The sequence below is a fragment of the Paenibacillus dendritiformis genome (assembly GCF_945605565.1).
GTDB lineage: Bacteria > Bacillota > Bacilli > Paenibacillales > Paenibacillaceae > Paenibacillus_B > Paenibacillus_B dendritiformis_A.
Genome location: NZ_OX216966.1, coordinates 5,157,534 through 5,180,690, shown reverse-complemented (window position 1 = coordinate 5,180,690; position 23,157 = coordinate 5,157,534). Strand labels below are relative to the sequence as shown.

At 51.2% G+C, this 23,157-nt stretch carries 20 protein-coding genes; 16 read left to right on the top strand and 4 right to left on the bottom strand.

Features of this window, described 5'->3' with window-relative positions; genetic code table 11:
• The first annotated feature begins 1 nt into the window (after position 1).
• The 6 genes from NNL35_RS23130 to NNL35_RS23105 all read left to right on the top strand — a co-directional run bounded on the left by NNL35_RS23130 (position 2) and on the right by NNL35_RS23105 (position 6,224).
• Positions 2-889: a carbohydrate ABC transporter permease gene (locus NNL35_RS23130; protein WP_006675777.1), complete on the top strand. Its 888-nt coding sequence runs from the start codon at positions 2-4 to the stop codon at positions 887-889.
• 55 nt (positions 890-944) lie between these two features.
• Positions 945-2,534 (top strand): extracellular solute-binding protein, encoded by a 1,590-nt coding sequence (locus NNL35_RS23125; RefSeq protein WP_006675776.1) that lies wholly within the window; start codon positions 945-947, stop codon positions 2,532-2,534.
• Between the two features lie 69 nt (positions 2,535-2,603).
• Positions 2,604-3,746, top strand: a complete 1,143-nt coding sequence (locus tag NNL35_RS23120; RefSeq protein ID WP_006675775.1) for an ROK family transcriptional regulator — start codon at positions 2,604-2,606, stop codon at positions 3,744-3,746.
• Between the two features lie 192 nt (positions 3,747-3,938).
• Complete coding sequence (locus NNL35_RS23115; protein ID WP_006675774.1) at positions 3,939-4,436, top strand: MarR family winged helix-turn-helix transcriptional regulator; 498 nt, start codon at positions 3,939-3,941, stop codon at positions 4,434-4,436.
• 76 nt (positions 4,437-4,512) lie between these two features.
• The gene (locus NNL35_RS23110) at positions 4,513-5,307 is read left to right on the top strand and encodes a 4'-phosphopantetheinyl transferase family protein (protein WP_254553771.1); all 795 of its coding nucleotides are present in this window, start codon (positions 4,513-4,515) and stop codon (positions 5,305-5,307) included.
• An 80-nt stretch (positions 5,308-5,387) separates the two neighbouring features.
• Positions 5,388-6,224, top strand: coding sequence for a nucleotidyltransferase family protein (locus tag NNL35_RS23105; protein WP_006675772.1), 837 nt, complete (start codon positions 5,388-5,390; stop codon positions 6,222-6,224).
• 77 nt (positions 6,225-6,301) lie between these two features.
• Here NNL35_RS23105 and NNL35_RS23100 read toward each other — a convergent pair whose 3' ends face one another.
• Together NNL35_RS23100 and NNL35_RS23095 are read right to left on the bottom strand one after the other, a co-directional pair.
• Entirely contained in the window at positions 6,302-7,198 is an 897-nt protein-coding gene (locus NNL35_RS23100) for a CgeB family protein (RefSeq protein ID WP_238535300.1), read from the bottom strand.
• A gap of 2 nt (positions 7,199-7,200) precedes the next feature.
• Positions 7,201-8,283 carry a polysaccharide pyruvyl transferase family protein gene (locus NNL35_RS23095; RefSeq protein WP_006675770.1) on the bottom strand — a complete coding sequence of 361 codons (1,083 nt, stop codon included), beginning with the start codon at positions 8,281-8,283 and terminating at the stop codon, positions 7,201-7,203.
• 326 nt (positions 8,284-8,609) lie between these two features.
• Between NNL35_RS23095 and NNL35_RS23090 the strand changes: the two genes are divergently transcribed.
• The 6 genes from NNL35_RS23090 (at position 8,610) to NNL35_RS23065 (ending at position 15,304) form a co-directional block, all read left to right on the top strand.
• Positions 8,610-9,659 (top strand): WD40/YVTN/BNR-like repeat-containing protein, encoded by a 1,050-nt coding sequence (locus NNL35_RS23090; protein ID WP_138985612.1) that lies wholly within the window; start codon positions 8,610-8,612, stop codon positions 9,657-9,659.
• Between the two features lie 162 nt (positions 9,660-9,821).
• Positions 9,822-10,505, top strand: coding sequence for a response regulator transcription factor (locus NNL35_RS23085; RefSeq protein WP_006675768.1), 684 nt, complete (start codon positions 9,822-9,824; stop codon positions 10,503-10,505).
• Positions 10,498-11,793, top strand: a complete 1,296-nt coding sequence (locus tag NNL35_RS23080) for an ATP-binding protein (RefSeq protein ID WP_006675767.1) — start codon at positions 10,498-10,500, stop codon at positions 11,791-11,793. Before NNL35_RS23085 ends, NNL35_RS23080 begins: the two co-directional genes overlap by 8 nt.
• Before the next feature lie 323 nt (positions 11,794-12,116).
• Positions 12,117-13,430 (top strand): ABC transporter substrate-binding protein, encoded by a 1,314-nt coding sequence (locus NNL35_RS23075; RefSeq protein ID WP_006675766.1) that lies wholly within the window; start codon positions 12,117-12,119, stop codon positions 13,428-13,430.
• A 122-nt stretch (positions 13,431-13,552) separates the two neighbouring features.
• Positions 13,553-14,410 carry a carbohydrate ABC transporter permease gene (locus NNL35_RS23070; protein ID WP_006675765.1) on the top strand — a complete coding sequence of 286 codons (858 nt, stop codon included), beginning with the start codon at positions 13,553-13,555 and terminating at the stop codon, positions 14,408-14,410.
• A gap of 21 nt (positions 14,411-14,431) precedes the next feature.
• Positions 14,432-15,304, top strand: coding sequence for a carbohydrate ABC transporter permease (locus tag NNL35_RS23065; RefSeq protein WP_006675764.1), 873 nt, complete (start codon positions 14,432-14,434; stop codon positions 15,302-15,304).
• A gap of 222 nt (positions 15,305-15,526) precedes the next feature.
• Here NNL35_RS23065 and NNL35_RS23060 read toward each other — a convergent pair whose 3' ends face one another.
• Entirely contained in the window at positions 15,527-18,655 is a 3,129-nt protein-coding gene (locus NNL35_RS23060; RefSeq protein WP_254553770.1) for a collagenase, read from the bottom strand.
• A 643-nt stretch (positions 18,656-19,298) separates the two neighbouring features.
• On the opposite strand from NNL35_RS23060, the gene NNL35_RS23055 reads away from it, so the two are divergent.
• From NNL35_RS23055 to NNL35_RS23040, 4 genes are all read left to right on the top strand, one after another.
• Entirely contained in the window at positions 19,299-19,553 is a 255-nt protein-coding gene (locus tag NNL35_RS23055) for a DUF3973 domain-containing protein (protein ID WP_254553769.1), read from the top strand.
• 150 nt (positions 19,554-19,703) lie between these two features.
• Positions 19,704-20,447 (top strand): SGNH/GDSL hydrolase family protein, encoded by a 744-nt coding sequence (locus tag NNL35_RS23050; RefSeq protein WP_254553768.1) that lies wholly within the window; start codon positions 19,704-19,706, stop codon positions 20,445-20,447.
• A gap of 244 nt (positions 20,448-20,691) precedes the next feature.
• Positions 20,692-21,519, top strand: coding sequence for an undecaprenyl-diphosphate phosphatase (locus NNL35_RS23045; RefSeq protein ID WP_254553767.1), 828 nt, complete (start codon positions 20,692-20,694; stop codon positions 21,517-21,519).
• Between the two features lie 168 nt (positions 21,520-21,687).
• Entirely contained in the window at positions 21,688-22,329 is a 642-nt protein-coding gene (locus NNL35_RS23040; RefSeq protein WP_254553766.1) for a carbon-nitrogen hydrolase family protein, read from the top strand.
• Between the two features lie 74 nt (positions 22,330-22,403).
• Here the strand turns inward: NNL35_RS23040 and NNL35_RS23035 are convergent, their stop codons facing one another.
• Complete coding sequence (locus NNL35_RS23035) at positions 22,404-23,099, bottom strand: hypothetical protein (RefSeq protein ID WP_254553765.1); 696 nt, start codon at positions 23,097-23,099, stop codon at positions 22,404-22,406.
• Positions 23,100-23,157: the final 58 nt, after the last annotated feature.

Here is a 23,157-nt window from a genome sequence, read left to right as displayed (position 1 = left end):
CATGCTTAAGACCAAAAAAAGAGTGGACGCCAGCGATGCCCTTTATTTTGCATTCATCTATCTGTTTATTATCGTCACTTGTATCGTGATGCTCTACCCGTTTATTTATATCCTGTCCGTCTCTATCAGCGATACCGACAGCGTGATGCGCAATGAAGTGCTTCTGTGGCCCAAAGGACTGAATTGGTCCGCTTATGAGACGGTGTTGAGCTACAAGGGAATGATCGTGGCCTATGGCAATACGATTTTTTACACGGTGGCGGGCACCTTTCTGAGCTTGCTGCTGACGACGATGGCCGCCTATCCGCTGTCTCGGAAAAACTGGAAGATGCGCAATTTTGCGGCCATGTTCCTGGCGATTCCATTATGGTTCGGCGGCGGAATGATTCCGTTCTATATGGTGATGCGAGATCTGCATTTGCTCAATACGCGCACCGGGATTTTGCTGTACGCCGCGCTGTCTACGTTCTATATCATCATCGTGCGGACATACTTCGAGAGTCTGCCGAAGGAGATTGAGGAATCGGCGAAGATTGACGGGGCCAGCGATATCCGAATATTTCTGCAAATCGCCCTGCCTCTGTCGAAGCCGGTGCTGGCGGCCATTGGTTTGTATTATGCGGTCGGCAAATGGAACTCCTTCTTCTGGGAGCTGATCCTGTTGAGCAAGGAATCGCTGATGCCGGTTCAGGTGCTGTTAGTCCGGATTATCCGGGACAGCACGTTCGATAAGGAAATGGAGGCGGCGCTCGTACATAGCTCCGGCGTGCTGCCGATTACGATTCAATATGCGGCTATCGTGGTGACGGCTCTGCCGATTATTATGGCGTATCCGTTTCTGCAAAAGTATTTCGTGAAAGGGGTGATGATCGGCGCCGTAAAAAGCTAAACGACGGGAAATGAGAAACAGAGAGCATGAATCATGTAAAGTGGAGGTCGTACAAATGCACAGACAATGGAGAAAGAAAAGGGTATCTTTATTCATCATGGTGATGGTCCTGGCTCTTCTGGCATCGGCCTGCGGGGGAGGGTCCGAAGGAGAACAAGCGCCGTCGGACAATCAGAGCGGCGGTTCTGATGACAAGCCGGTGAAGCTGTCGATGTTCATTGCAAGCCGGGCTACGGATGAAATGTACTCCAATGAGACGTTGGTATGGAAGGAAATCGGGAAGAAGTTCAATGTTGAATTTGAGTTTATTACCGGTGACGCCAAGACGATGCGCGACAAATTTCCGCTTATGATTTCTTCCAATGAGTATCCGGACATTATTGCGGATGCGCCTGCCAGCTTCAACAAGTACGGCCCGCAGGGCGTGTTCATCCCGCTTAACGATCTGATCAAGGATAAGCCGAATCTGCAAAAATATGTAGTCGATGATAAAATTGCCAAGTCCCAGATCGTCAATGCGGACGGCAATATCTATTCGGTTCCGATGCTGTCCGCGGTTCGGACATCGGAAGGCCCGCTGATTCGGCAGGATTGGCTCGATCGTCTGAACTTGCCGGTTCCAGAAACGATCGACGACTGGTATAATACGTTAAAAGCGTTCAAGGAGCAAGACGCCAATGGCAACGGGGATCCGAATGATGAAGTGCCGTTTGCTACGGCTGGCACCTTTTATTTGAACTTTGCCGATGCCTGGGGCATTGACTTGAACGAGGATGGCCGCTGGATGGAGGAGAATGGCAAGATGATTTATACGCCAATCGATCCGCGCGCCAAGGAATTTTTGACGACAATGAATAAATGGTATAGCGAAGGCTTGTTGGATAAAGAGCTTCTGTCCAGACAGGATAAGGATTATACTTCGATGGTGTTCAATGATAAGGTTGGCGCCACCAATCACTGGATCGGATATGTGGCCGGCTTTAATTCCAGGCCGGAAGTGGAGAAGATCAAGGGCTTTAATTTCCAGGTTACGCCGCCACCTGTAATGAACAAAGGCGATAAGCCGCTCACGAGCAGACAGCAGCAAATCGTGGTGCCGGTCGCTTGGGGCATCAGCAGCCAGAACAAACATGTCGACAAAACGATGGAAATATTCGAGTATGCTTACAGCGATGAAGGCCAGCTGCTGTTCAACTTCGGTATTGAGGGCGATAGCTATACGAAGGAAGCGGATGGAACGCTCAAATATACCGACAAGATTATGCAAAATCCGGACGGAGCGGCCAAGGCGCTGCACCGAATCGGTGCGCAGCCGTGGATTGGCTTCCGCCAAGACCCGCGTTATGAGATCGCTTCCGCGGTCAGCGAGGACGCGGCCAAGCAGCTGTTCTACTATGTTGAGCAGGATTATTTCCGCGATCCGGCGCCTGCCCTGAAGTATAGCGAGGACGACTTTGAGACCAGCACCGAGCTCAAAACGCAGATCGATACGTATGTCAACGAGATGATCAGCAAGTTTATTATCGGACAGGAGCCGCTGTCCAAGTTCGATGAATTTACGGCGAAAGTAAAGTCGATGCGCTTTGACGAGCTGGAGGCGATCCAGAGCAAAGCGTATGAGGCGAACAAAGAATTAATGAAGTAATGGCTGCACACTATGGGAACGAGGGGTTTCTTTTATCGTGAGCACATTACCCTGGAGGAAGGCACAAAGATGAAGCATGTAAGAGGTAACGTCCATCTCATGAAAGAAATCAACCGAGCGACCATATTGAGCTTGCTTCACAGGGAAAAAGCGATGTCCCGCGCCGATATGGCGAAGGTGACCAAATTGAGCGCCACTACAGTGTCCTCCTTGGTCGATGAGCTGATTGACGAAGGCTATATCGTCGAATCCGGAGCACAGTCTTCGGCTGGAGCGGGACGTAAGGCTATCCGGCTGGAGATCAGCAAAGATAAGGGCTTTGTCATTTCGGTCGGCTTGGGCAACCACCTGTTTTATTGCACGCTCTCCAATTTTCACAGCGAGATTGTGGCTGAACTTACCGTCCATGCCGTGAAAGGCAATGACGAGGTTCTCCAGACGATTTTGCATTGCATTAGCGAAATTGTACAGCTTGCGGGAATCAGCGACTTTTCCCAGATTAAAGGCATCGGCATTGCTTCTCCGGGCATTGTTGATGAGAGCAGCGGCACGATAACCTATGCTCGCTTTTTGCAGCTGAAGGACTTCGAGATCGTCAAGCTGCTGCAGGCCTGCTATGTTCATCTGCCTGTCTACGTCATGAACGATACGAATGCTGCGGCGTTTGCGGAATATTACCGGGAGACGAGTCCCGGCGTGAAGCACGTGCTGTATGTATGGGTATATGAAGGCGTCGGGGCGAGAATGATCGTGAACAGCCAAGTATATTCCGGATATAAAGGAAGAGCGGGCGAGGTATCCTTGCTCCATGACAGGTGGTTCAGCATCGCCTATGTGCTGGAGCAGGCGAAGCAAAGGGCGGCCAAGCGCGGCCTCCCTGTACCACACACGATCGAGGACGTTGTCCAAGCCTATGAACGCGGAGAAGACTGGGTAGAGCCGTTAATGAACCGGAGCTTGTTGTTCTTAAGCAGAGCCTTGGCGGTGATGATGAATCTGTTCGGCCCGGAGAAGACCATTTTGGACGGCTGGTTCATGATGTCGCCCAAATGTATGCAGTGCATCCATGATCATCTCGCCCGATTTACGGTGGACGGTGTATATGATTCCAGTTGGGTCGCTCCGGCAAGCTTGGGCAAACGCAATTATGTCATCGGCGTAACCACGATGGTATTGCAACATTTGTTTAAAGGCAAAATCTCGGTAATCTAATCGTTCTGAGCGTGAACAAGTTCATATTCCAACGTCATAGAGGCTTCCCGCATCGGGAAGCCTCTATTATCTCTATTGCATCATCAGGCAGTAATCTTTTTTTTGAACCAATCGATACCAGCAACTGGTATAATGTGAATGATACTCTGGTATCTGCCCAATAAGAAATGTCTAATGAGGTGGCGATTCCATTTGGATAAGGATAAGGAACTGTATGTAATCCAGCAAATTTACGGAACGCTCTTCGCGCTGGCCAACAAACTGCAAACCAAAGGAGACGCATACTTGCGCGACATCACATCAAGACAGTTTATGGTGATGCTTGCGATTCTTCATCTGCCGGAGGGAGAGGCGACGATCATCAATATTGCCAATAAGCTTGGCACCACCAAGCAGAGCGCAAGGCAGATGATATCCTCCCTTGAAAAGAAAGGCTATATTGTCGCAAAGCCGAGCCAATTGGATCGACGCGCGGTGAATATCTCGATTACCGATACCGGAAAAGAGATGATGCTGAAGTCCGGTGAAAGCTCAGTAAGCTTTTTTGCCGATCTGTCCCAACATTTCACCTTGGAAGAAATGGAGCAATTGTGGGCCTTGTTGAAGAAGCTATACCGTTTTGATGGCGAGGACCAAGATGGTTTTGAAGAAAATATGTCTCTCGATATGGGACGTGATGAAGAGGAATGACAAAGAGGGCGTTGGAACAATTTTCGAGACAACGAGCGCGATGATATAGAATGTGAGCGCAAAGGAGTTGAACATGATGAGTGACGGGCGTCTGACATTGGCGGGCAGCGATAGGGCAGGCGGCTTATCGCCATTTACCGAGGGGAGCGAGAGCCGGAATATTGGCATATTCGCGATGAGAGTCCCCGATCTTATCGATCAAGCGACATTGCATCATCTGCTTCGGCTGCTTCCTCCGGACCGGCAGGACAAAATCAACCGCTTCCATCATAAAGCCGATGCTTACCGGAGCTTGCTGGGGGAGGTGCTCGTCCGCAAAATCATTGGGGAAAGGACAGGGCTTGCCAATTCCCAAATCCAGTTTCATTACAACAGCTACGGCAAGCCGGAGCTCGCTTCGGAGCTTCGGTTGTATTTTAATATCACCCACTCCGGCGAGTGGATCGCTTGTGCCGTTCATAACGCCGAGGTAGGTATTGATGTGGAGCAGATCAAGCCTATCGATTTAAGCGTCGCCAGACGTTTTTTCTCGGCAGAAGAATATGCACAGCTTGAGAATGCGCCGCCGGAAGGCAGGCTGCGGCTGTTCTATGATTTGTGGACGCTTAAGGAAAGCTATGTCAAGCTCCGCGGACAGGGCTTGTCCATCCCGCTCGATTCCTTTTCCGTCTACAAGTCAGACGAAGGGAAGTGCGGCCTCCGTTCTCCGGCTGATGCAGCGTCCCGCTTTTTTTTCAAGCAATATCATTTGGCTGATCCATATTGTCTATCTATTTGCGCGGTTGAACCAGCATTTCCCGCTGACATGATCAGATGTGACTATTCTGCATTTGTGTCCGAGCTAAGCGCTGCGGCAATGTTCGAATCGTAGACAAGCCTGCAGCGGCATCTTTTGCCGTCTACAGGCTTCAGTTACTTTGGAAAACTATATTAGTCAACTGCGGAGGGTTTATGGAACTTGAAAATACGATTTCCAAGCTTGTTCACCGTCTAAAGCAAATAAACGGCGTGAGAGCTATAGTTCTTGGCGGTTCAAGAGCCAGAGGGAGTCATAATGACAACTCAGATATCGATATTGGCATATATTATGATTCCCGTAATGGATTAGATATTCCGGGACTTCAACAGGTTGCTGCCGATCTGGATGATGCTGGCAGACATAACTTAGTTACGGAAATCGGTGGCTGGGGGCCATGGATTAATGGTGGCGGCTGGCTGGTTGTTAATCATTATCCTGTTGATTTTTTATATCGCGATCTGAATCAAGTATCTGCTGTGATGCAGCAATGTCACTCGGGGGAAATTACCGTTGATTATCAGCCCGGGCATCCGCACGGATTTAGCAACACCATTTATTTCTCGGAGATCGCGTTATGCAAAGTGTTATGGGATCCTTCTGGTATTATCGGAGAAATGAAGGCTAGAACTTTTCCGTATCCAGCTGAATTGAAAAAGGCAATTATTCAAAAGTTTTTTTGGGAAGCCACTTTTGCGCTTTATACAGGGAGAAAGGGCATCTATAAAACTGATTTAGCGTACATCGCTGGATGTTGTTTTCGGTCGTTATCCTGCTTGAATCAGGTTTTATTCGCAGTTAACGAATGCTACTTGATGAACGAAAAAGGGGCTGTTGCTATTGCAGATTCATTTCGAATGGTTCCAAGTCAATACTCCAAGAGAGTAAATCATATAATCAGTCTCATCACAGAGGAACGGGAACATTTGGAAAAATCTTTGAGTGAGCTGAATGATCTCATTGAAGAAACAAAGACCTTTGTAAAGATCTAAACTGTGACTGAACTAACGGGAGACGAAACCGCCTTAATCGAAAAGGCGGTTTTATTTTGGCGCCGCAAGCGTTGTTCCTAATCCTGGCTCGTCCCGTCACGCAAAGACTTGATAAGGCCGAGCACCTGGCGGGCTCGATGTTCATACGTATGATTACGGACAACATGCCGTTGCCCTTCTGCCGCGATCTTGGCGGCTTGGTCCGGATGGCTTAAATAATACCGGAGCTTCTCGAGCATATCTTCCTTCGAATCATAGACAACATAATGGACTCCGTTCTCGAACAGTTCCGTTTGTTCGGGAGTGTGATCCGTCAGGACTAATGCGCCGCATCCCATCCCTTCGAAGATTCTCATGTTAAAGGCTTTAATTGTATCGGCGGTTTGATTAAAGACGATTTTTGAATTCCCATAATGCTTGCTGAGATCTTCCAGATATATATTTTTCCGGAGCGACAGATTCGCCTGCCCTTGCAGGTTCGCTTCCATGAAGCGAAGACTTTCATCCCGATTTTTATAAATTTCATGCCCGCGTGTACCTACGAAAGAAACATCGATATGGCGCGTCGAATAGGGGATGTCCGAATGAAACAATTGGGGATCTGCCCCGAACGGGAAGAATCGGACCGGTATCGGGAAGCGGGATGCAAGGTGCAAGGAATGGGACATCAGCAGCATGTCGGGACGATACATTTCACACATCTTCAGGTTGTCCGCGAGACGATTTTCTCCGTGATGGATCCAGAAGAGAACGGGCGCTTGGAGCTGTTCCCTATGTTTAATAGCAATCGGGGGGCGGGCAGGACTCTCGACGAACAGAACCGCTGCATACGTTGTGGTATCCAGGACGGAGAAATCGGCGGCATCGTTGATCACATCGACGCCGACACCGATATTGCCAAAGGCTCTTTCCAAATAGCTGCCCGGTGTGTATGGGGTTTTTCCGTAACACATCAATATGCGCTGCGGTTGCATACTCAATTGGTTCCAACCTCCTTTTGCAGCCTGCGGAAGAAAGGGTCCGCCAACATTTTCGTTTTTTGATATTGGACGACTTGTTGATCAAGTGCGGCGACGGTGTCGCTATAGTGCGCTTCGATGCGGCTTGATAGATGCATTAGCTCATGGCCGAGAGTCGGGCTATCGGTCGATATAACGTAACCGATCGCATCGATGGAAGCGGCGAAATCGAACACCTTGAACCGGTATCCAAGCGCGATAAAAGGGACCCGCATGACCGCCGACAGCACAGCGGCGTGTAATTTGAAATCGACCGTAAATTTACATTGGCCTATGATGCTCATCAATTCGTACGGATTTACGGTTTCACACAAACGCACGCGATCCTCATTTCCTATTTTATGCATCAGTCTTCGGCTGGCGGGGAAATCGTTAGGCCACATGGCGAACATAAGAATCGAATAGCCTTGCCGGATCCATTCCTTGGCGGCCGTGACTAACTTGTCCTCCACGGAAGCCTCATCATTGCCGAAGACTTGATTCATCGCTGTGCCCCAGTTGATTCCAATATAGGGCCTGTCACCTGGAAGGGGCGGCTTGTACGAGACGGGCTTCGCTTCCTCGGGCGTGAGGAGCAGCGCAGGGTCGCCACTGACCGCGATATTCTCCGCATCGACTCCCGCCATTTGGAGAAATGCTTGACTGAGAGGACCTCGGACTGCCGCGAAGCGGGCGCCTCGGAACAAATCGCTGTGGATGCCTCGAGCGATAAGCCCGGCAGGTAACGGGCTGCCGGTAAGCATGGCGTCCAGACCTTTTTTAGGTACGAGCTTATCCACGCCGGAACCCCAAATATAGTAAGGTTTGCTGCCTTTGTGCGCCACCGCAAGCTTCGCAAGATAGGTGGGAGCGATTAAAGAACCTCCCCCAAGCACAACGGCATCGAATGCCAATGGGTCAGCGTTATCGGCTAATGATCCGACAACGTGGAAGCGGTTGGCTTCGAGGTGCTTGTTGAAGTGATGCCGAAAGACATCCCACATGACTTGATCCCCTGCGTTTTGGTAACCAATCTCCCCTAAATATAAGATTCTCGTCATTTCAACACCGCCTTCATGCGTGCAACGCTGCTCGCTCTACTATACAGTGATATGCTCGTCACTTCCGATATGATATGGATAGCGGTTGAAAATGATAGAATCGGAAAACGCGACTTCATTCGACTAGCTTGCGGACTAGGCGGAAGTCTGGACTCAAGTTTGTTTTATTTTTAAGCTACCTGCCGCGATGAGCCTAAGCTTCTTGTTCTTGTGCTGAGGAGTGAATCCTGCAAATTTACATTATTTATCCGCCCAAATAGGGTATTTTGTTAGAATTCCTGCGAAAATACATCAATTCAGGACGAATAACCCAAACAAGCACATTAATGGAGAAAATGCTGCACTCTTGCAGGATTCTCACTGTGCGCCGCGGTTGTGTGATAATTGCTGCACTTTTGCAGGATTTCTCTCCCGGAATCAATTCCACTATCACAACGCTCTTTTTTTGCGGCTTTGCCTTTCGCCACTTTTCTCTGATGCACCATATTATATTAGGCATAAAAAAGCTCCCCTTACACAGGTTTTATTTATTTCACCTGTCTACCGCAAAGGGGAGCATATCAGGCTTGCTTCTGGCCCGTTTTTTTCATTTAAGGTTCGTTAAAGGTAAGGTGCTTATAATTAGAAATCGTAAGGCAGCTGTCTACAAAAAAAGCAAACATGGAGGTATGAGTATGATTAACGTGATGAACACAGCCAAAAAGAAAGCAGGCGCAGCCATCCTGTGCGGCGCACTTGCTCTTACATTAGGATCGGGAACAACCACCTTTGCAGCCGAAGCAGCCACGGATTCTTTGCTCGTAAAACATGAAAATGGAGTCCTCTCTTACTCTACTGACGACGGTCAGACTTGGAGCGAGAACGCGCCTGCCAATATGCAGGCAATCAAAATTGGCGAAGGGAACATGAAAATAAACAATAAATTCGCTCCCGAAGACGGAATCAAAATGAAGGTGATGGTCAAGGAGGAAAACGGCAAGAAGCTGTACTCTACGGATGACGGCCAGACCTGGAGCGAGACGGCGCCAGAAGGGATGCCGGCCTTCGACATGGGCGGCGAAGGAAACATCAAATTCAAAAAGCAAGGCGCCTCGGAAGACGGAATCAAAATGAAGGTGATGGTCAAGGAGGAAAACGGCAAGAAGCTGTACTCTACGGATGACGGCCAGACCTGGAGCGAGACGGCGCCAGAAGGGATGCCGGCCTTCGACATGGGTGAACAAGGAAACATCAAGTTCAAAATGAAAGGCGACTTGGAAGAAGGAATCAAAAGCAAGGTAATGGTTAAGGTGGAGAACGGCAAGAAGCTGTTCTCTACGGACGATGGACAGACTTGGAGTGAACAAGCCCCTGAAGGCGTGAAAATCAAAAAATAACATGGCTTGAAGCAGCGCACAAATCCGCAACTGATCGGGTGAAAACCCCAAGGTTGCGGATATTGTCGTCGCAACAGCGAACGGCCCTGCGCCAAACGCTGCAGACTGGCGATATATCGGGCGCTTATAACCGAAGAATGGGGGATGCAAGTGAGGATTTTAATGGTTGAAGATGAAAAGCATATGGCCGAAGCCATGGAACAGGTCCTGAAGAAGAAAAATTATAGCATTGATTTGGCGTTTGACGGCGAGTACGGCTTGGACTGCGGCCTTTCCGATATTTATGATATTATCATTCTCGATATTATGCTTCCTAAAATGGACGGCCTCCAGGTACTGAAGGAATTGCGGGACAACGGCATTCAAACTCCGGTCATCCTGCTCACGGCCAAGGGCTCAACCGAAGATAAGGTGGAAGGTCTTGACAGCGGGGCGGATGATTACTTGGCCAAGCCTTTTCAGGCGGAAGAGTTGCTGGCCCGATTGCGTGCCTTGGGACGCCGCAAAAATGTGCCGATCCAGGATAGCGTGCTGCAATATGGAGACATAGAGCTCGATCCATTCTCTTTACACCTCAGCTGCGGGAACAAGAACTTCAAGCTCACCTTAAAAGAAAGTCAATTGCTAGAGCTTCTGATCAGCCGGCAAGGGATGATTGTATCCAAGGACTCTATCATCGAGAAGCTGTGGGGTTACGACACCGATGCGGAGGATAATCATGTGGAAGTCTATATCTCTTTTTTGCGCAAAAAATTAAGCCATTTAAAATCAGAGGTTCGGATTCAAACCGTGAGAAGTGCAGGCTATCTATTAAAAACGTCAGAAGATGGGAAAAACGATGTTTAATCAACTCCGTAATCGGCTGCTGCTGCTGAATATGTCCATTATTTCTATCGTGATGATTGGCGCCTTTGCCGTCATTTATTTGACGACGTCTAACAACATACACACCGAAAACCAAAATAAATTGGACTTGTTAACTTCCAAACCTAACGCGGCCTATCTTAACTTGCCGGACGCTGCCGCCAGAGAGAAGACAGTCATCGGTATCGTTCCTTCCGAGTCTACCCTTTCTTTCAATATGATCGTCAATTCACATGGAAATATCGTGAAAGTCATCTCCCATATTGATATGCCGGAGGAAACCTATTATAAGGCTGCCGAGCTTATCCGGAGCGGGAAAAAGGGGAGCAGCACGATCTCTCTTGACGACAAACGATGGCAGTATCAACTCTCTCCGATGAACGGCACGCTGATCTCTCATGACAACGGAAAGAGCTTCCTGATCAATGCGAACGGAGATCATTATCAGATTACCTTTTTAGATGTAACGGAGTCCTATAACACCTTGATGGAGCTTCTGACGACGTTATTTATTGTAGGTCTCATCATGCTCTTTGTCATCTTTGCTATCAGCCTTTTCTTTGCCAACCGGTCGATCGCGCCGATTGCCGAGACCTGGGAGAAGCAAAAGCAATTCTTTGCTGACGTCTCTCATGAATTGAAGACGCCGCTGGCCATTATTAATGCCAATTCCGATGCCCTGCTCGCCAATGAGGGAGAGACGATTCAGAGCCAGCGCAAATGGCTGGATTATATCAAGAACCAAACCGATAGAATGGGCAGGCTGGTGAACGATCTGTTATATCTTGCGAAGACAGAGGACACCAATCTCAAACTGAATGCCACACCTTTTGATATGAGCGAGATGGTACGCGATGTCATCTTATCGATGGAAGCGGTGGCGTTTGAAAAGGATATTACGCTGCTGCAAGAAGTGGAACCGAGCATGATCATCAAAAGCGACTGCGAAAAAGTGAAGCAGGTCATTACGATCCTGGTGGATAACGCGATCAAGTATACGGAAGAAAAAGGCCGTATTCTTATTACGTTGAAAAAAACAAGGCATACTATTGCCTTTTCCATAAAAAATAGCGGCAAAGGCATCCCGCCCCAGCATCTGTCCAAGCTGTTTGACCGTTTTTACCGGGCTGATCCGGCCAGAACACAAGAGAACGGCGGTTATGGCCTGGGACTTTCGATTGCCAAAGCGATTATCGACCGGCTCGGCGGTAAAATATATGCCGACAGCAAGGAGAATGAGGGCGCGACCTTTACGTTCACGCTTGGATGATAAAGCGGCCCTGACATTGATGTACCCGGACGGTGCAGCCTTGGCCGGGCACGATGGAACTGAATATAGCAATTCCCCCGCTTTGCAAGACTGGCCAGCAGCTTCCGGCCAGTTTTTTTGTAGTAAGAATCCCTCTTTTTCGCCGTCAGCCGCGGGAACGAGGCGCCAGTCTTGTGGAAGTATTTATCCCTCAATCAGAGGAATGTATCCTTTGAATGCGCTGTCGTGTGGACTACACTTTAGATATACACCAAGAACAACCTGCAGGGTGAACAAAAATACTTGGGGGGATTTGCAAAATGAAAAGGTCTTCATTGGTACTGATGAGCATTATGCTGTTGCTCTCCATGTTCCTCGCGGCATGCGGCAATAAGGGCGGCAGCAACGCCGCCGGTCCGGCTGAAGGAACAACGCCGCCGGCCGAGACAGGATCGCAGGAAGCCAAAGCCGATCCGGTCAAGCTTCGCGTCTTCTCGACATTCGGAGGAACGGACCCGTCCCGGGAAGCGTTCCAAGCGCTTCTGGATGATTTTACGGCGAAAAATCCTCACGTCACGATTGAAAATGATCCGATGTCCGCGAACGACGACGGCTTCCGGACGAAAGTAAACACCGATATGAATAGCGGCAACGAGCCGGACTTGCTGTTCTACTTCATCGGCGCTGACGCCGAAGGCTTCGTCAATGCAGGCAAGGTCGTTCCGCTGAATGAAATTCTTGATGCGGATGCGGAGTGGAAAAACGGATTCCTTCCGAACGCGCTTGAGCTAGCAAGACAAAAAGACGGCAACATTTACGCGGTGCCGTTGACCGGATTCTACGAAGGCTTGTTCGTTAACAAGAAAATCTTCGAAGATAACGGCCTGGAGCTCCCGACCGACTGGGATAAGCTGAAAACAGCGGTTAGTACCCTGTCTGGCAAAGGCATCATTCCGTTGTCGGCACCGTTTGACCAGTCCCACTATGTGGTCGAGCATGCGATTCTGTCTGCAGCAGGGCCGGAAGGTCAGGATAAAGGCTTGATTGACGGCATCGACCCGAACTGGGAAAAAGGCTACGCAGCGTTGAAGGAGCTGTATGATCTCGGCGCATTCCCGAAAGATGCGGCAACGATTGATCTCGGTATGGCCGGCAACTATTACAGCGAAGGTCTGGCCGCGATGATTCTCGAAGGCTCCTGGGCCATTAATGGGTGGAGCGACGAAACGCGCAACAACTCGACGGTCGTGCCATTCCCGCAGGTTCCTGGCGGCGCCGGCAGCGGCAACGACCTCGTAGGCGGCTTCGGCTCCGGATTCTATCTGCCAAAATCGACCTATGACGATGCAGCGAAAAAAGATGCCGCGATTGCATTGCTGAAGCATCTGACTTCCCCGGCCAGCATTCAAAAAATCGCAACGGCGAACGGCGGTACGCCTGCTGCTGACGTGGAAGTAACCGGCTTGCCGCAGGTTGCGCTGGATGGATTCGCGATGGCGGCGAAGGCTGCTTCCATCAGTGCTCCGGTCGACAGCAAAGTGGCACAAGAAACGTTCTCCAATCTTCGCGCCAGCGTTCAACAGGTGGTAACGGGCAAGAAAACGCCGACCCAAGCGATCGAAGATGCGAAGAAAACCGAAGATGACAATAAAAAATAATATGAATCTCATTATCTGATCTGAAACGGTTGAAAACCATGACGAACGCCGCCCCTCAATCCTCATTCGGGCGGCGTAGTCATTTCGCAGAAGGAAGAAAATAAACATCAAAGGTGATAAATATGAAGGGCGACCGAAAGTATATTGTCATGTTTTTACTGCCTGCAGCGGTGTTTATGTCGGTCTTTCTATATTATCCGTTCTTCAAGAGCGTCTATCTCAGCTTTTATCGCACCTCCGGTTTTTTCGACAAGAAATTTGTCGGCTGGGATAACTACAAGAGGCTATTCACGGATGAGCTGCTGGGCGCGGCAACGCTGCACACCTTGGAATTGATGATTTATGTCATTTTGTTCCAGGTCGGTATTGCGCTCGTGCTGGCGGTATTGGTCGACAACATTCAAAAGTTGAAGGGATTTTACCGAACCGTCTTCTTTTTCCCTGTCGTCATTTCCGGCACGGCGATCTCCCTGTTGTTCGTGCTGTTCTACAACTATAATTTCGGTCTGTTGAACAATCTGCTGGCGAACTTCGGCATTGAAAAAATATTATGGCTCGATGAGAATAATGCGTTGAAAGCCGTAGCAATTCCAACGGTATGGCACTACATCGGCTTTTATTTTGTCCTGTTCCTGACTGCGATGTCCAAAATTCCTTCCGACTACTATGAAGCGGCCAAGCTCGAAGGGATATCCGGCATCCGCAAAACAACGATGCTGACCATTCCTCTCATTATGAGCGATATCAAGGTTGTCATCACATTGGCGATTACGGGGACGTTGAAAGTATTCGAATTCGTCTGGGTCATTACGAAGGGGCAGAACGGGACGGAAGTGCTCGGAACGTACATGTACAAAAAGGCCATGGTGGATCAAAACTTCGGTTACGGTTCCACGATAGCCATTTACATGGTCGTGTTCGGCGTTCTGCTGGCGCTCATTGCCAATCGGCTGCTGAAGAGGGACGAGATTACTTACTAAGCATTATAGGGGTGTACAGAGATGGAGCCAACCTTAGTCGTGGAACGCAATGCCCGGCGTGCGAAGTCTAAGCGGTTTAGCGTAAGCGCCGCCTTGATGTATGCCGTATTGACCGCGTGGGCCTTGACGACAATCTATCCGTTATTCTGGATTGTGAACAACTCGTTCAAGATGTCGCGGGATGTCATGAACAACTCGTTCGGAATCGCCTGGAACCCGGTGATGACGAACTACACCAATGCGCTGGACCGGATCAATATCGGGAAGAGCTATGTGAACAGCTTGATTATGTCCTTCGGCACTGTATTTTTGGTGCTGCTGTTCGGCGGATTAGCGGCTTATATATTATCCCGCTTCCAATTCCGCGGCAAGAGAACCATTTATTCGATTCTTTACGCTACCTTGCTCATTCCGGCATTTGCCACGGTTGTACCGGTGTATGAGATTTTGATCAAAACAAGCCTGGTCAATACCTATTGGGGGCTGATTCTGCCCCAGACCGCAGGGAACTTGACGTTCGCCACGCTGGTCATCGCGGGATATATGGCCACGATCCCGAAAGATTTGGAGGAAGCCGCATTCATTGACGGCTGCAACCGCTGGCAAATGTTCACGAAGGTGTTCGTGCCGATATCGCAGCCTGTATTCGCCTCGGCCAGCATTTTCGTCTTTATGTGGTCGTACAATGATTTGTTCTCGGCCATGATTTTTGTCAACAAAGAAAATGTCCGGCCAATCGTGGCCTTGCTGAATGAAATCAGCTCGCAATATGGAACCGACTTCGGACTGATGGCGACGGCCGTGTCGCTGACCGTAATTCCGGTACTGATTGTGTATCTGTTCATCTCGAAGTTTATCCAAAAAGGGTTGACCGAAGGCGCTGTCAAAGGATAACGATCAGGCCTGACCTATCTAATGGAAGAAAATTCTTGAAGAATATCACATAGCGGCTTCACTCTCTTGGCTTGGCGTTCGAAAGTCATGTCCGGGGGTGAAGTCTTTGCTTGTTGCCCGTTCCGAAGCTTCACTTCAAGCAAAAAAGCGCACCACTCTTGCGAGTAGGCACGCTTTTTTAACGTCATTCTGCCACCCCGTTAAGGCGGGGCGGCAGCTCAATTAATGCTGAACCTGCAGCGTATAGTGAATATCCTCATCGGTATATTTGTACACATACAGATGGTACCGCCCCGGTTCCGCCGCGAATCCGCCGCTCATCCGGTTGCCTTCCATCTCGGACGGGTACAGGAGCGGACGATCGGTATCGCCTTCCCGGTACAGGATCCAATTCACGCCGGAACCAAGCCGCCGCTCCAACTCAATCTGAAGCTCCGCCGGTTGGTCCACGTCAATGATGAACACATCCTGCTTATCACTGCCATTGAGGGTCCCAATGACAGGCCGGCCTGCCGGAATCGGCCCATTGGCCGTCTCAGGCGTATCGTTCGGCTCGGTCTCCTCGAACGTAGGAAGCTCCGGCTCCTGTTCTTGGCCTGTTCCCGGCTGGACGACCAAGCGATAGGACTGCTCTCCGTTCCCCACCGTATATACATACACATAATAGGTTCCCGGCACAGCCTCTACGGAACCGGCTACGCTCGTTCCCTCCACTTGCGTCGGGTAGGCGGCATAGTCATTCAGATTAGCCTCATGGTAGAGTACCCAGGCGGCACTTTGCGCCTGTTCCGTTTCCAATTCAATCGTCCATTGTTCCGCCTTCACGGCATCGAAGCGGTAAACATCAACCCGATCTGTATCGCTCAGCTTGCCGGATACCGGATTGCCCGTCCCATCCAACGGAACGGCCTGTTCCCAGGAATCATTCGGTTCATGGTCCGCATTCGGTTGTCCGCCGTCATGACCGCCATCCTCGGCTCCCTCGTTGCCCTCATTCCCGTTGCCTCCATCCGGCAATTTTCCGCCGTTGTCGTCCGGATTCTCGCCAGATTCCCCGTCTGCGGGAAGCCTGCCATGGAACACGACATCATAGACGAATCGTCCTTCATCGTCCACGCGGTAATTGGTAAAGTATGCGGTGACGGTCTTATATCCGTTCCATGGCTGATCCGATAAAGCTTGCAAGAAGCCGTCCGTCAAGCTGTTCATCGTCTGCCAATCTTGCTCTTTCCCCGCAGCGGCGCTTCCGATGTACGTGCCGCGAAGCTCGAAGGACCGGAAGAAGCGCGATTCCCGCTCCGTTGCGCTCGTATCCTTCAAGCCGGCCACCGCCGCGATTTCGCTATAAATTTCCCGCGCCGGCTTCGGATCAGGCGCCAGCAAATAATCATCCGAGACGAGCGGAACCGTCAAGCTGTCATAGCGGGCGACCTGCGCCTCAATCGAGCGTTGGTAAGCATCATTCATGCGCGTATCTCCGCTTATTGCCGCAAGCTGTCCTTCATAAGCGGGCGCATCGTTGAACCGGATGGCCTGATGAATGCGATCCATCGTCCTAAAATCTTGATGGTACAAGTAATCGTACAACGCAAAGGAATAATCATAAAATTTCCATGTCCCGTACTGGGAATTCACCGTATCCGAGACGGTAAAGCGCTCCCCCGGACCGTCATGGCGCAGATTGCCGACGACCGACTTGCGGGGCTGAATCCCTTCCGTCCGCGTAGCTCCGGCGAAGAACTCGGCGCCGCCTTCATCAAACCATTGCATGCGTCCAGTTTTATACAGCGGCCCCTGGCCCCACATGCCCGGCACCTCGTACCGGCCCTGGAGGTAATGGGTAAATTCATGGCGGAACAGCTCTTCCAGACTATAAATACTCTGGTCAATCGTCCGATCATACGTAAAGAACGTGCCGTCGGGTTCAATGTATATGCCGCCGTTGTCGGTGTCGTACCCGTACAAATACCGGTTCATCCGGTATTCGTCCGGATTGTTGTAAATGACGACCGTCAGCACATCATCCGGATTTCCCGTCTCCAATGGCTGATCGCTGCCGATGACGCGATGGAATTGGGCTTGAACCTCCTTGGCCGCCCAATATAAGCGCTGAAGCTGTTCCTCGCTCAGCTGGCCGCCCGTCCGGAATACGAAGCGGCCGTCATCGAACTCGACCCGCTGCGGCAAATAGCGTTCCTTCCCGCGCTGCTTCAAGTCGTTCATATCGATCCGGCGGCCGGAAGCATCTGTTCCCGCATAGTGCTGGTCAATCTGATCGGCAGCCACGAAGTAGATCTCGCCCAGCGCCGGCGCGGTCTGCATGACATCGGTCAGCACCCGGTTCACCTGCTGCGGCTCGCTGTAATAACGGCCGAGCGAACCGGTGTAGTAAATGGCGTTATTCGTCAGCCACACCTTGTCCGCCGATGCAGGTCCATGCTGCGCCATCCGGAACAGCTGCTCCAAATAGCCGTCGATGCTTCCCTTGAACGCAGCTTCCCGGTCCGGTTCGTTCATGCGCCACATCAGCACATAACCGACACCCTTCATCACCTCGTAGAATGCACTGGAAGCCTCGTAATCACCGGACAAGGCATCCGCACGGTCGTTGAAGCTCTGAAGAAGCCCTGTCAATCGCTTCACGGTATCCGGATCGGTGGTAGAATTGGAGATCATTCTGCCTGTCGCTCCGATAACCTTGTTCTGTAAGTCGTTGCCCCAAGCAAAGGCCGGGTTATCGATAATCGCCTTGATGGCAGGGAGCATCTTGTCCCGGAATGCCGGTTCATTAATCCGGGCCAGCTCCTTGTTGTAATATCCGAGGTAATAGCCGGATCGGAGCACCTCCACTAATGTCGGAATGCCTTGATCGTCCTCCGGCGTGAACCGCGTTCCGCTTTCTTGCAGCCGATCCACAATCGCTTGGAAACGGTTCTCATCCTCGTAAAAACGGCGGGTATCGTCGTTGTATTTGAAAAGCTCGGGAATCTTATGCCATTCAATGCGAACGAGCAGATCCGTAAGCTCCTCATACGAGAGCGAATTCAGTTCCGCCATGCTGTACTGGCCGTCTGTGCGCGCTTCGCTCTTCAGCGGCCGCGGCTGCGGCTCAGAGAGTCCGGCATCTGCAATCTCTGCCGCCTCGCCTGGAAGCTCTCCGTCAACGCCCAGCGGCGCAGCGAACGGCGTAAGCTCCTCCATCGCCAAGGCGCTGGCGGCTCTCGGCTCCGTTACTACTTCAACCGGGAGCGTCCCCTTCGATTGAGCGGCGGCGAAGCCTGCCGGACTTCCTGCGGCGATGGCCGCCGCCAGCAAAATCGAAGCCCATCTCATCCATGCTTGTTGTCTCATCTTGTGCAACATCCCCCTTATGCATGTTCGTTCATTTTCCTGTTGATGAACGACAATGCTAAATATCGGCGGGCCGCAAATGGATTGACATGCAGCAAAATTCCCGTTTTTTTCGGCTAATAGTGCCATCGTCTCTATAAAAAGTTCCCGAAAGCGGGATGAAAAGGAAGGCGAGGAAGGGTTTCCTTCCGGATGAGAAGCTGATCACCAGCTTTCCTTTTCCCATCGTTATCCCTTGATTTGCAGGTGCTCCCGAAGTACCCGAAGGCAATCCGGTGAAGACAGAAACGACTTGTCGAATTTTGTCGTTTAAAATGTAGGACCCGGCAGCATCGCCAACTGGAACGGTTACTATGCATGTGCTCCGTCTACAACAGCGATCTGGGACTTCGTCCTTACATTGTTGAGCAAAAGTCAACAGAATTGCTTCCAATGAACGTTTTGTTGATTTATTTGCAACGGGCAGGGGGAAATATGCACACTTTCTCAACATTTGCTGTACTATATAGCAACACTTGAATCCGTCGCAATCCCAGGGCGGGCCGTTGAGCGGGCGCAGCATCGTAACGATGGACGGCGCGGGCCCGTATCGTGGCAGCAATGGAATTCTCAGAGTATCTACGGAGATAAGGAGGTCGTGGCTGTGTTTTATTGCATCGTATGTTCCCAGCTACACGAAGAATGTGGTGCTGAAGATTGGATATTTGAACACGCGATTTATATCGAGCCGATGCTCGGCGAGAAAATTCAACTGGGGATGTGCAATAAGAAGGTCGGTAGAGGCAGCAGCCAATATAAATATTCGCGGCGCATGATAAAGGATGACAAGGCGGTATGGAAAAAAGTCAACAGTGGCTTACCCGTCTACGAGCATATCGACCGGTTCCAGCTGTGGTGAACCGAAGCTGCTGTCGGCATCGGAATGGCATCGTATGACCGATGGGAGAGGAAGCGTCCCGGCCCGGCATCCGCCGGGCCGGAGCAGCCGAAGCGGACGGATCTCCGCTTCCATGCTGTCTCATTGCCACGTGGACCGGAAACAGGTACAATGACAGTGATTTCGTGGCAGCGCGAAGGAACGGGTTCGGAACTGCCGATCGCATTTCAGGAAGAGGGGGAGCGGAAGATGACGCCAGACGGGGAGAGCTTATTCAAGATGTTGAGCGGGGACAAGCCTCGTGTATGGCTGTTCACGGGGGACAGCATTACCCATGGGCCATTGCATACGAATGGCATGCGCAATTACGTGGAGCATATTCAGGAAAGAATCCGGTGGGAGCTGCAGCGCTTCCACGATGTTGTCATCAATACGGGAATCAGCGGCCATACGATTCAAGATATCGAGCGGGGATTTGCCGATAGAATCGCAAGATTCCAGCCAGATGCGGTATTCTTGATGCTGGGGATGAATGACTGCACGAGCGGGCCGGCGGGAAGAGGGAAGTTCCGTGGCAGCTTCGTTCGGGTGATTCAGCGAATTCGCGATCTCGGCGCGATTCCCGTGCTGCAGACGCCGAATCCGATCTTCGAGGCGGAAGCCACGACAAGATCGGATCTTAGCCATTATGTACATATCGTCCGGGAGATCGCGTTGGAGGAGCATACCGTGCTCATTGATCATTATGCCCACTGGATGACCAAGCAGCCGGAGCAAGCGCGGCTGCGCGCCGACTGGCTGAATGATGCTATTCATCCGAATCAGCACGGGCATGTGGAGCTTGCCCGCAAGCTGCTGCTGGACCTGAAGCTGTTCGATGAGGAGAGCCCGACATGCAATCTGGTTCTTCCATAAATGGCATTGCCCCCTAGAGCGGCAGTGAATTCTTGTCTTGCGTGCCAATCATTTTTGCTGTACATTTGGATTCTGGCATCGTGCCGCGCAGCATGGGGATGGATGCGGTTCGGAACTCATCGGTCATCTTGCAGGTTCGCAGCCTCATGCGCAAGCCGCGATCAAGCTGTGCCGGAACGGTGCATCAAGCTGCTATTCTATTATTTTGTTACGGCTCAGAAGTGGCCGGGGAGAGTGAATATTTTTGAATTTGTGGGAATCATTTGTGGCCTTCGTCTTGGGTCTCGTGGAAGGCCTTACGGAGTTCGCGCCGGTGTCTTCCACCGGTCATATGATTATCGTCGATGATTTCTTGTTCCAATCGAAAGAGCTGTTCTCGCCCGCGGTGGCCAATACGTTCAAGATCGTCATCCAGTTGGGATCCATCTTGGCGGTTGTCGTGGTCATGTGGGGGCGCTTCATGAGCTTGCTCGGATTGAACCGCAGGAAGGAGAGGTCGCCGTTCGAGCCGAGACTGAACCTGCTGCAGGTGATCGTCGGGCTCATTCCGGCCGGTGTCCTCGGCGTGCTCTTCAACGACTATATCGATGAGTATTTGTTCTCGACCAAGACCGTCGTCGTCGGTCTCGTGCTGGGGGCCATTCTCATGATCGCGGCAGACTGGTTCCGGCCGCGCCGCCCGAGGGCGGAGACGGTCGATCAGATTACGTACGGACAAGCCTTCTCCGTCGGCTTGATTCAATGTCTGTCCCTGTGGCCGGGTTTTTCCCGTTCCGGGTCGACCATTTCCGGCGGCGTGCTAGCCGGGATGAGCCATCGCGCGGCGGCCGATTTCACGTTCATTATGGCGGTGCCGATTATGGCGGGAGCGAGCTTCCTGTCGCTGCTGAAGAGCTGGGATTCCATTACGATGGAAGCCGTGCCGTTCTTCATCATCGGATTTATCAGCGCCTTCGTGTTCGCCCTGATTTCCATCCGTTTTTTCCTGAAGCTGATCAACCGCATCAAGCTCGTTCCATTCGCCATTTACCGCTTGGTGTTGGCGGCGGTGATTTTTTTCGTCTTTCTATAATCTAACGAATGTCTTGGCTGCAGCGACCAAAGGGATGCGGTCAAGGCATTTTTTTGCGCCTGGCTGCGGTCCCCATCAAGAGAATAATTCCTTTATTTCCATTGAGCGGGATCGTCATGTAGAATCAGATTAAGTGTCAGCTACGCTCGAGAGAAGGGGAGAGTGACGATGAAAATATTGATTGGGCAGCCGAAGCTGGAAGCTTCCATTGAACAGCTGGAAGCGGAATTGCGGAGTCATCCCGAGGCAGATATCGTACTGTACCCGGAAGGGTACTTGAACGATCATGTGGATCAGGCTTGCCGCCTGGCAAGCGCCTTCGGTACAAGCATCATTTCAGGGCACAAAAAACCGAAGGATCGGGCAATCATCATTAACCGCAAAGGGGAGATTCTTCTCGATCGGGCCAAGTACGAGGCGGGGGCCGTTACGGAGCTTGACGGCCTGGGCATCGCATGTCTGCTCTGCGATGAGCTGGTGCTGCAAGGTCTGCCGGCCGACGAGTCCGTACGCCGGGATCTGATCGTCCACCCGATCGGTGTCGGCATGTTCAGTCAAGCGCAATTCGACGAATGGGTGGAGACGGCGCGCCAGATCGCTCGAGCGAACCGTGCCATGATTATCGGGACAAGCCATGCGGACGGCTCCTTTCGCGACTCCGAGGTCTCGCTTCCGATCGCGTACTGCATCGACAGCAGCGGGGAGGATGTGTTCATCTCGAACAGCGATGTCCGAAGCCGGATCCTCAACTTCAACACGCATGATGTCATCATTATCCCGAATTCGGGGGAAGTAACGGTCGGTGGTTAGAAACGAAAAAAGCCTTTCTGGAGCAGTCTCGCTTCAGAAAGGCTTGATCTTGCTGTATCCATCATAAGGAAGGATTAGTCATCGTCTTCGTCGTCTTCATCTTCGTCTTCGTCTTCTTCGTCGCTGTCTTCGTCGTCTTCATCCTCATCTTCCTCGTCGCTGTCTTCTGCGTCTACATCCTCGTCTTCCTCGTCGCTGTCTTCGTCGTCTTCATCCTCGTCTTCCTCGTCACTGTCTTCGGCGTCTACATCCTCGTCTTCCTCGTCGCTGTCTTCGTCGTCTTCATCCTCGTCTTCCTCGTCGCTGTCTTCTGCGTCTACATCCTCGTCTTCCTCGTCACTGTCTTCGTCGTCTTCATCCTCGTCTTCCTCGTCGCTGCCTTCGTCATCTTCATCCTCGTCTTCCTCGTCGCTGTCTTCGTCGTCTACATCCTCGTCTTCCTCGTCGCTGTCTTCTGCGTCTACATCCTCGTCGCTGTCTTCGTCATCTTCATCCTCGTCTTCCTCGTCTTCGTCGCCGCTGTCTTTCACTTCCTCATCCTCATCTTCTTCGTCGTCCTCGCCATCCCAATCCAAGCCAACCTTTTCCCCGCCTTCCAGCTCTACGTCGATATCCGTGACCTTGTCCCAATCGATGTCATTCAGGAAAGAGTCGAGGCTTCCGCCATCGGCGTCGAACTCTACGACTTCTCCACCCTTATACTCAATCTCGATACTATCGAACCCTCCCAGATTTTCGAGTTGTTTTTTTACATTTTCGTATTTGCTCATTACGCTCAACCCTCTCCTTGGAATGAATATGATAATTTACTTTCCCTCTATTCTATGT

Bases quoted from the DNA above. Each gene is read 5' to 3' on its own strand.
- NNL35_RS23130 (WP_006675777.1), top strand. From the start codon at position 2: ATGCTTAAGACCAAAAAAAGAGTGGACGCCAGCGATGCCCTTTATTTT.
- NNL35_RS23125 (WP_006675776.1), top strand. From the start codon at position 945: ATGCACAGACAATGGAGAAAGAAAAGGGTATCTTTATTCATCATGGTG.
- NNL35_RS23120 (WP_006675775.1), top strand. From the start codon at position 2,604: ATGAAGCATGTAAGAGGTAACGTCCATCTCATGAAAGAAATCAACCGA.
- NNL35_RS23110 (WP_254553771.1), top strand. From the start codon at position 4,513: ATGAGTGACGGGCGTCTGACATTGGCGGGCAGCGATAGGGCAGGCGGC.
- NNL35_RS23105 (WP_006675772.1), top strand. From the start codon at position 5,388: ATGGAACTTGAAAATACGATTTCCAAGCTTGTTCACCGTCTAAAGCAA.
- NNL35_RS23100 (WP_238535300.1), bottom strand. From the start codon at position 7,198: ATGCAACCGCAGCGCATATTGATGTGTTACGGAAAAACCCCATACACA.
- NNL35_RS23095 (WP_006675770.1), bottom strand. From the start codon at position 8,283: ATGACGAGAATCTTATATTTAGGGGAGATTGGTTACCAAAACGCAGGG.
- NNL35_RS23090 (WP_138985612.1), top strand. From the start codon at position 8,610: ATGGAGAAAATGCTGCACTCTTGCAGGATTCTCACTGTGCGCCGCGGT.
- NNL35_RS23085 (WP_006675768.1), top strand. From the start codon at position 9,822: ATGGTTGAAGATGAAAAGCATATGGCCGAAGCCATGGAACAGGTCCTG.
- NNL35_RS23080 (WP_006675767.1), top strand. From the start codon at position 10,498: ATGTTTAATCAACTCCGTAATCGGCTGCTGCTGCTGAATATGTCCATT.
- NNL35_RS23075 (WP_006675766.1), top strand. From the start codon at position 12,117: ATGAGCATTATGCTGTTGCTCTCCATGTTCCTCGCGGCATGCGGCAAT.
- NNL35_RS23070 (WP_006675765.1), top strand. From the start codon at position 13,553: ATGAAGGGCGACCGAAAGTATATTGTCATGTTTTTACTGCCTGCAGCG.
- NNL35_RS23065 (WP_006675764.1), top strand. From the start codon at position 14,432: ATGGAGCCAACCTTAGTCGTGGAACGCAATGCCCGGCGTGCGAAGTCT.
- NNL35_RS23060 (WP_254553770.1), bottom strand. From the start codon at position 18,655: ATGAGACAACAAGCATGGATGAGATGGGCTTCGATTTTGCTGGCGGCG.
- NNL35_RS23050 (WP_254553768.1), top strand. From the start codon at position 19,704: ATGACAGTGATTTCGTGGCAGCGCGAAGGAACGGGTTCGGAACTGCCG.
- NNL35_RS23040 (WP_254553766.1), top strand. From the start codon at position 21,688: ATGAAAATATTGATTGGGCAGCCGAAGCTGGAAGCTTCCATTGAACAG.
- NNL35_RS23035 (WP_254553765.1), bottom strand. From the start codon at position 23,099: ATGAGCAAATACGAAAATGTAAAAAAACAACTCGAAAATCTGGGAGGG.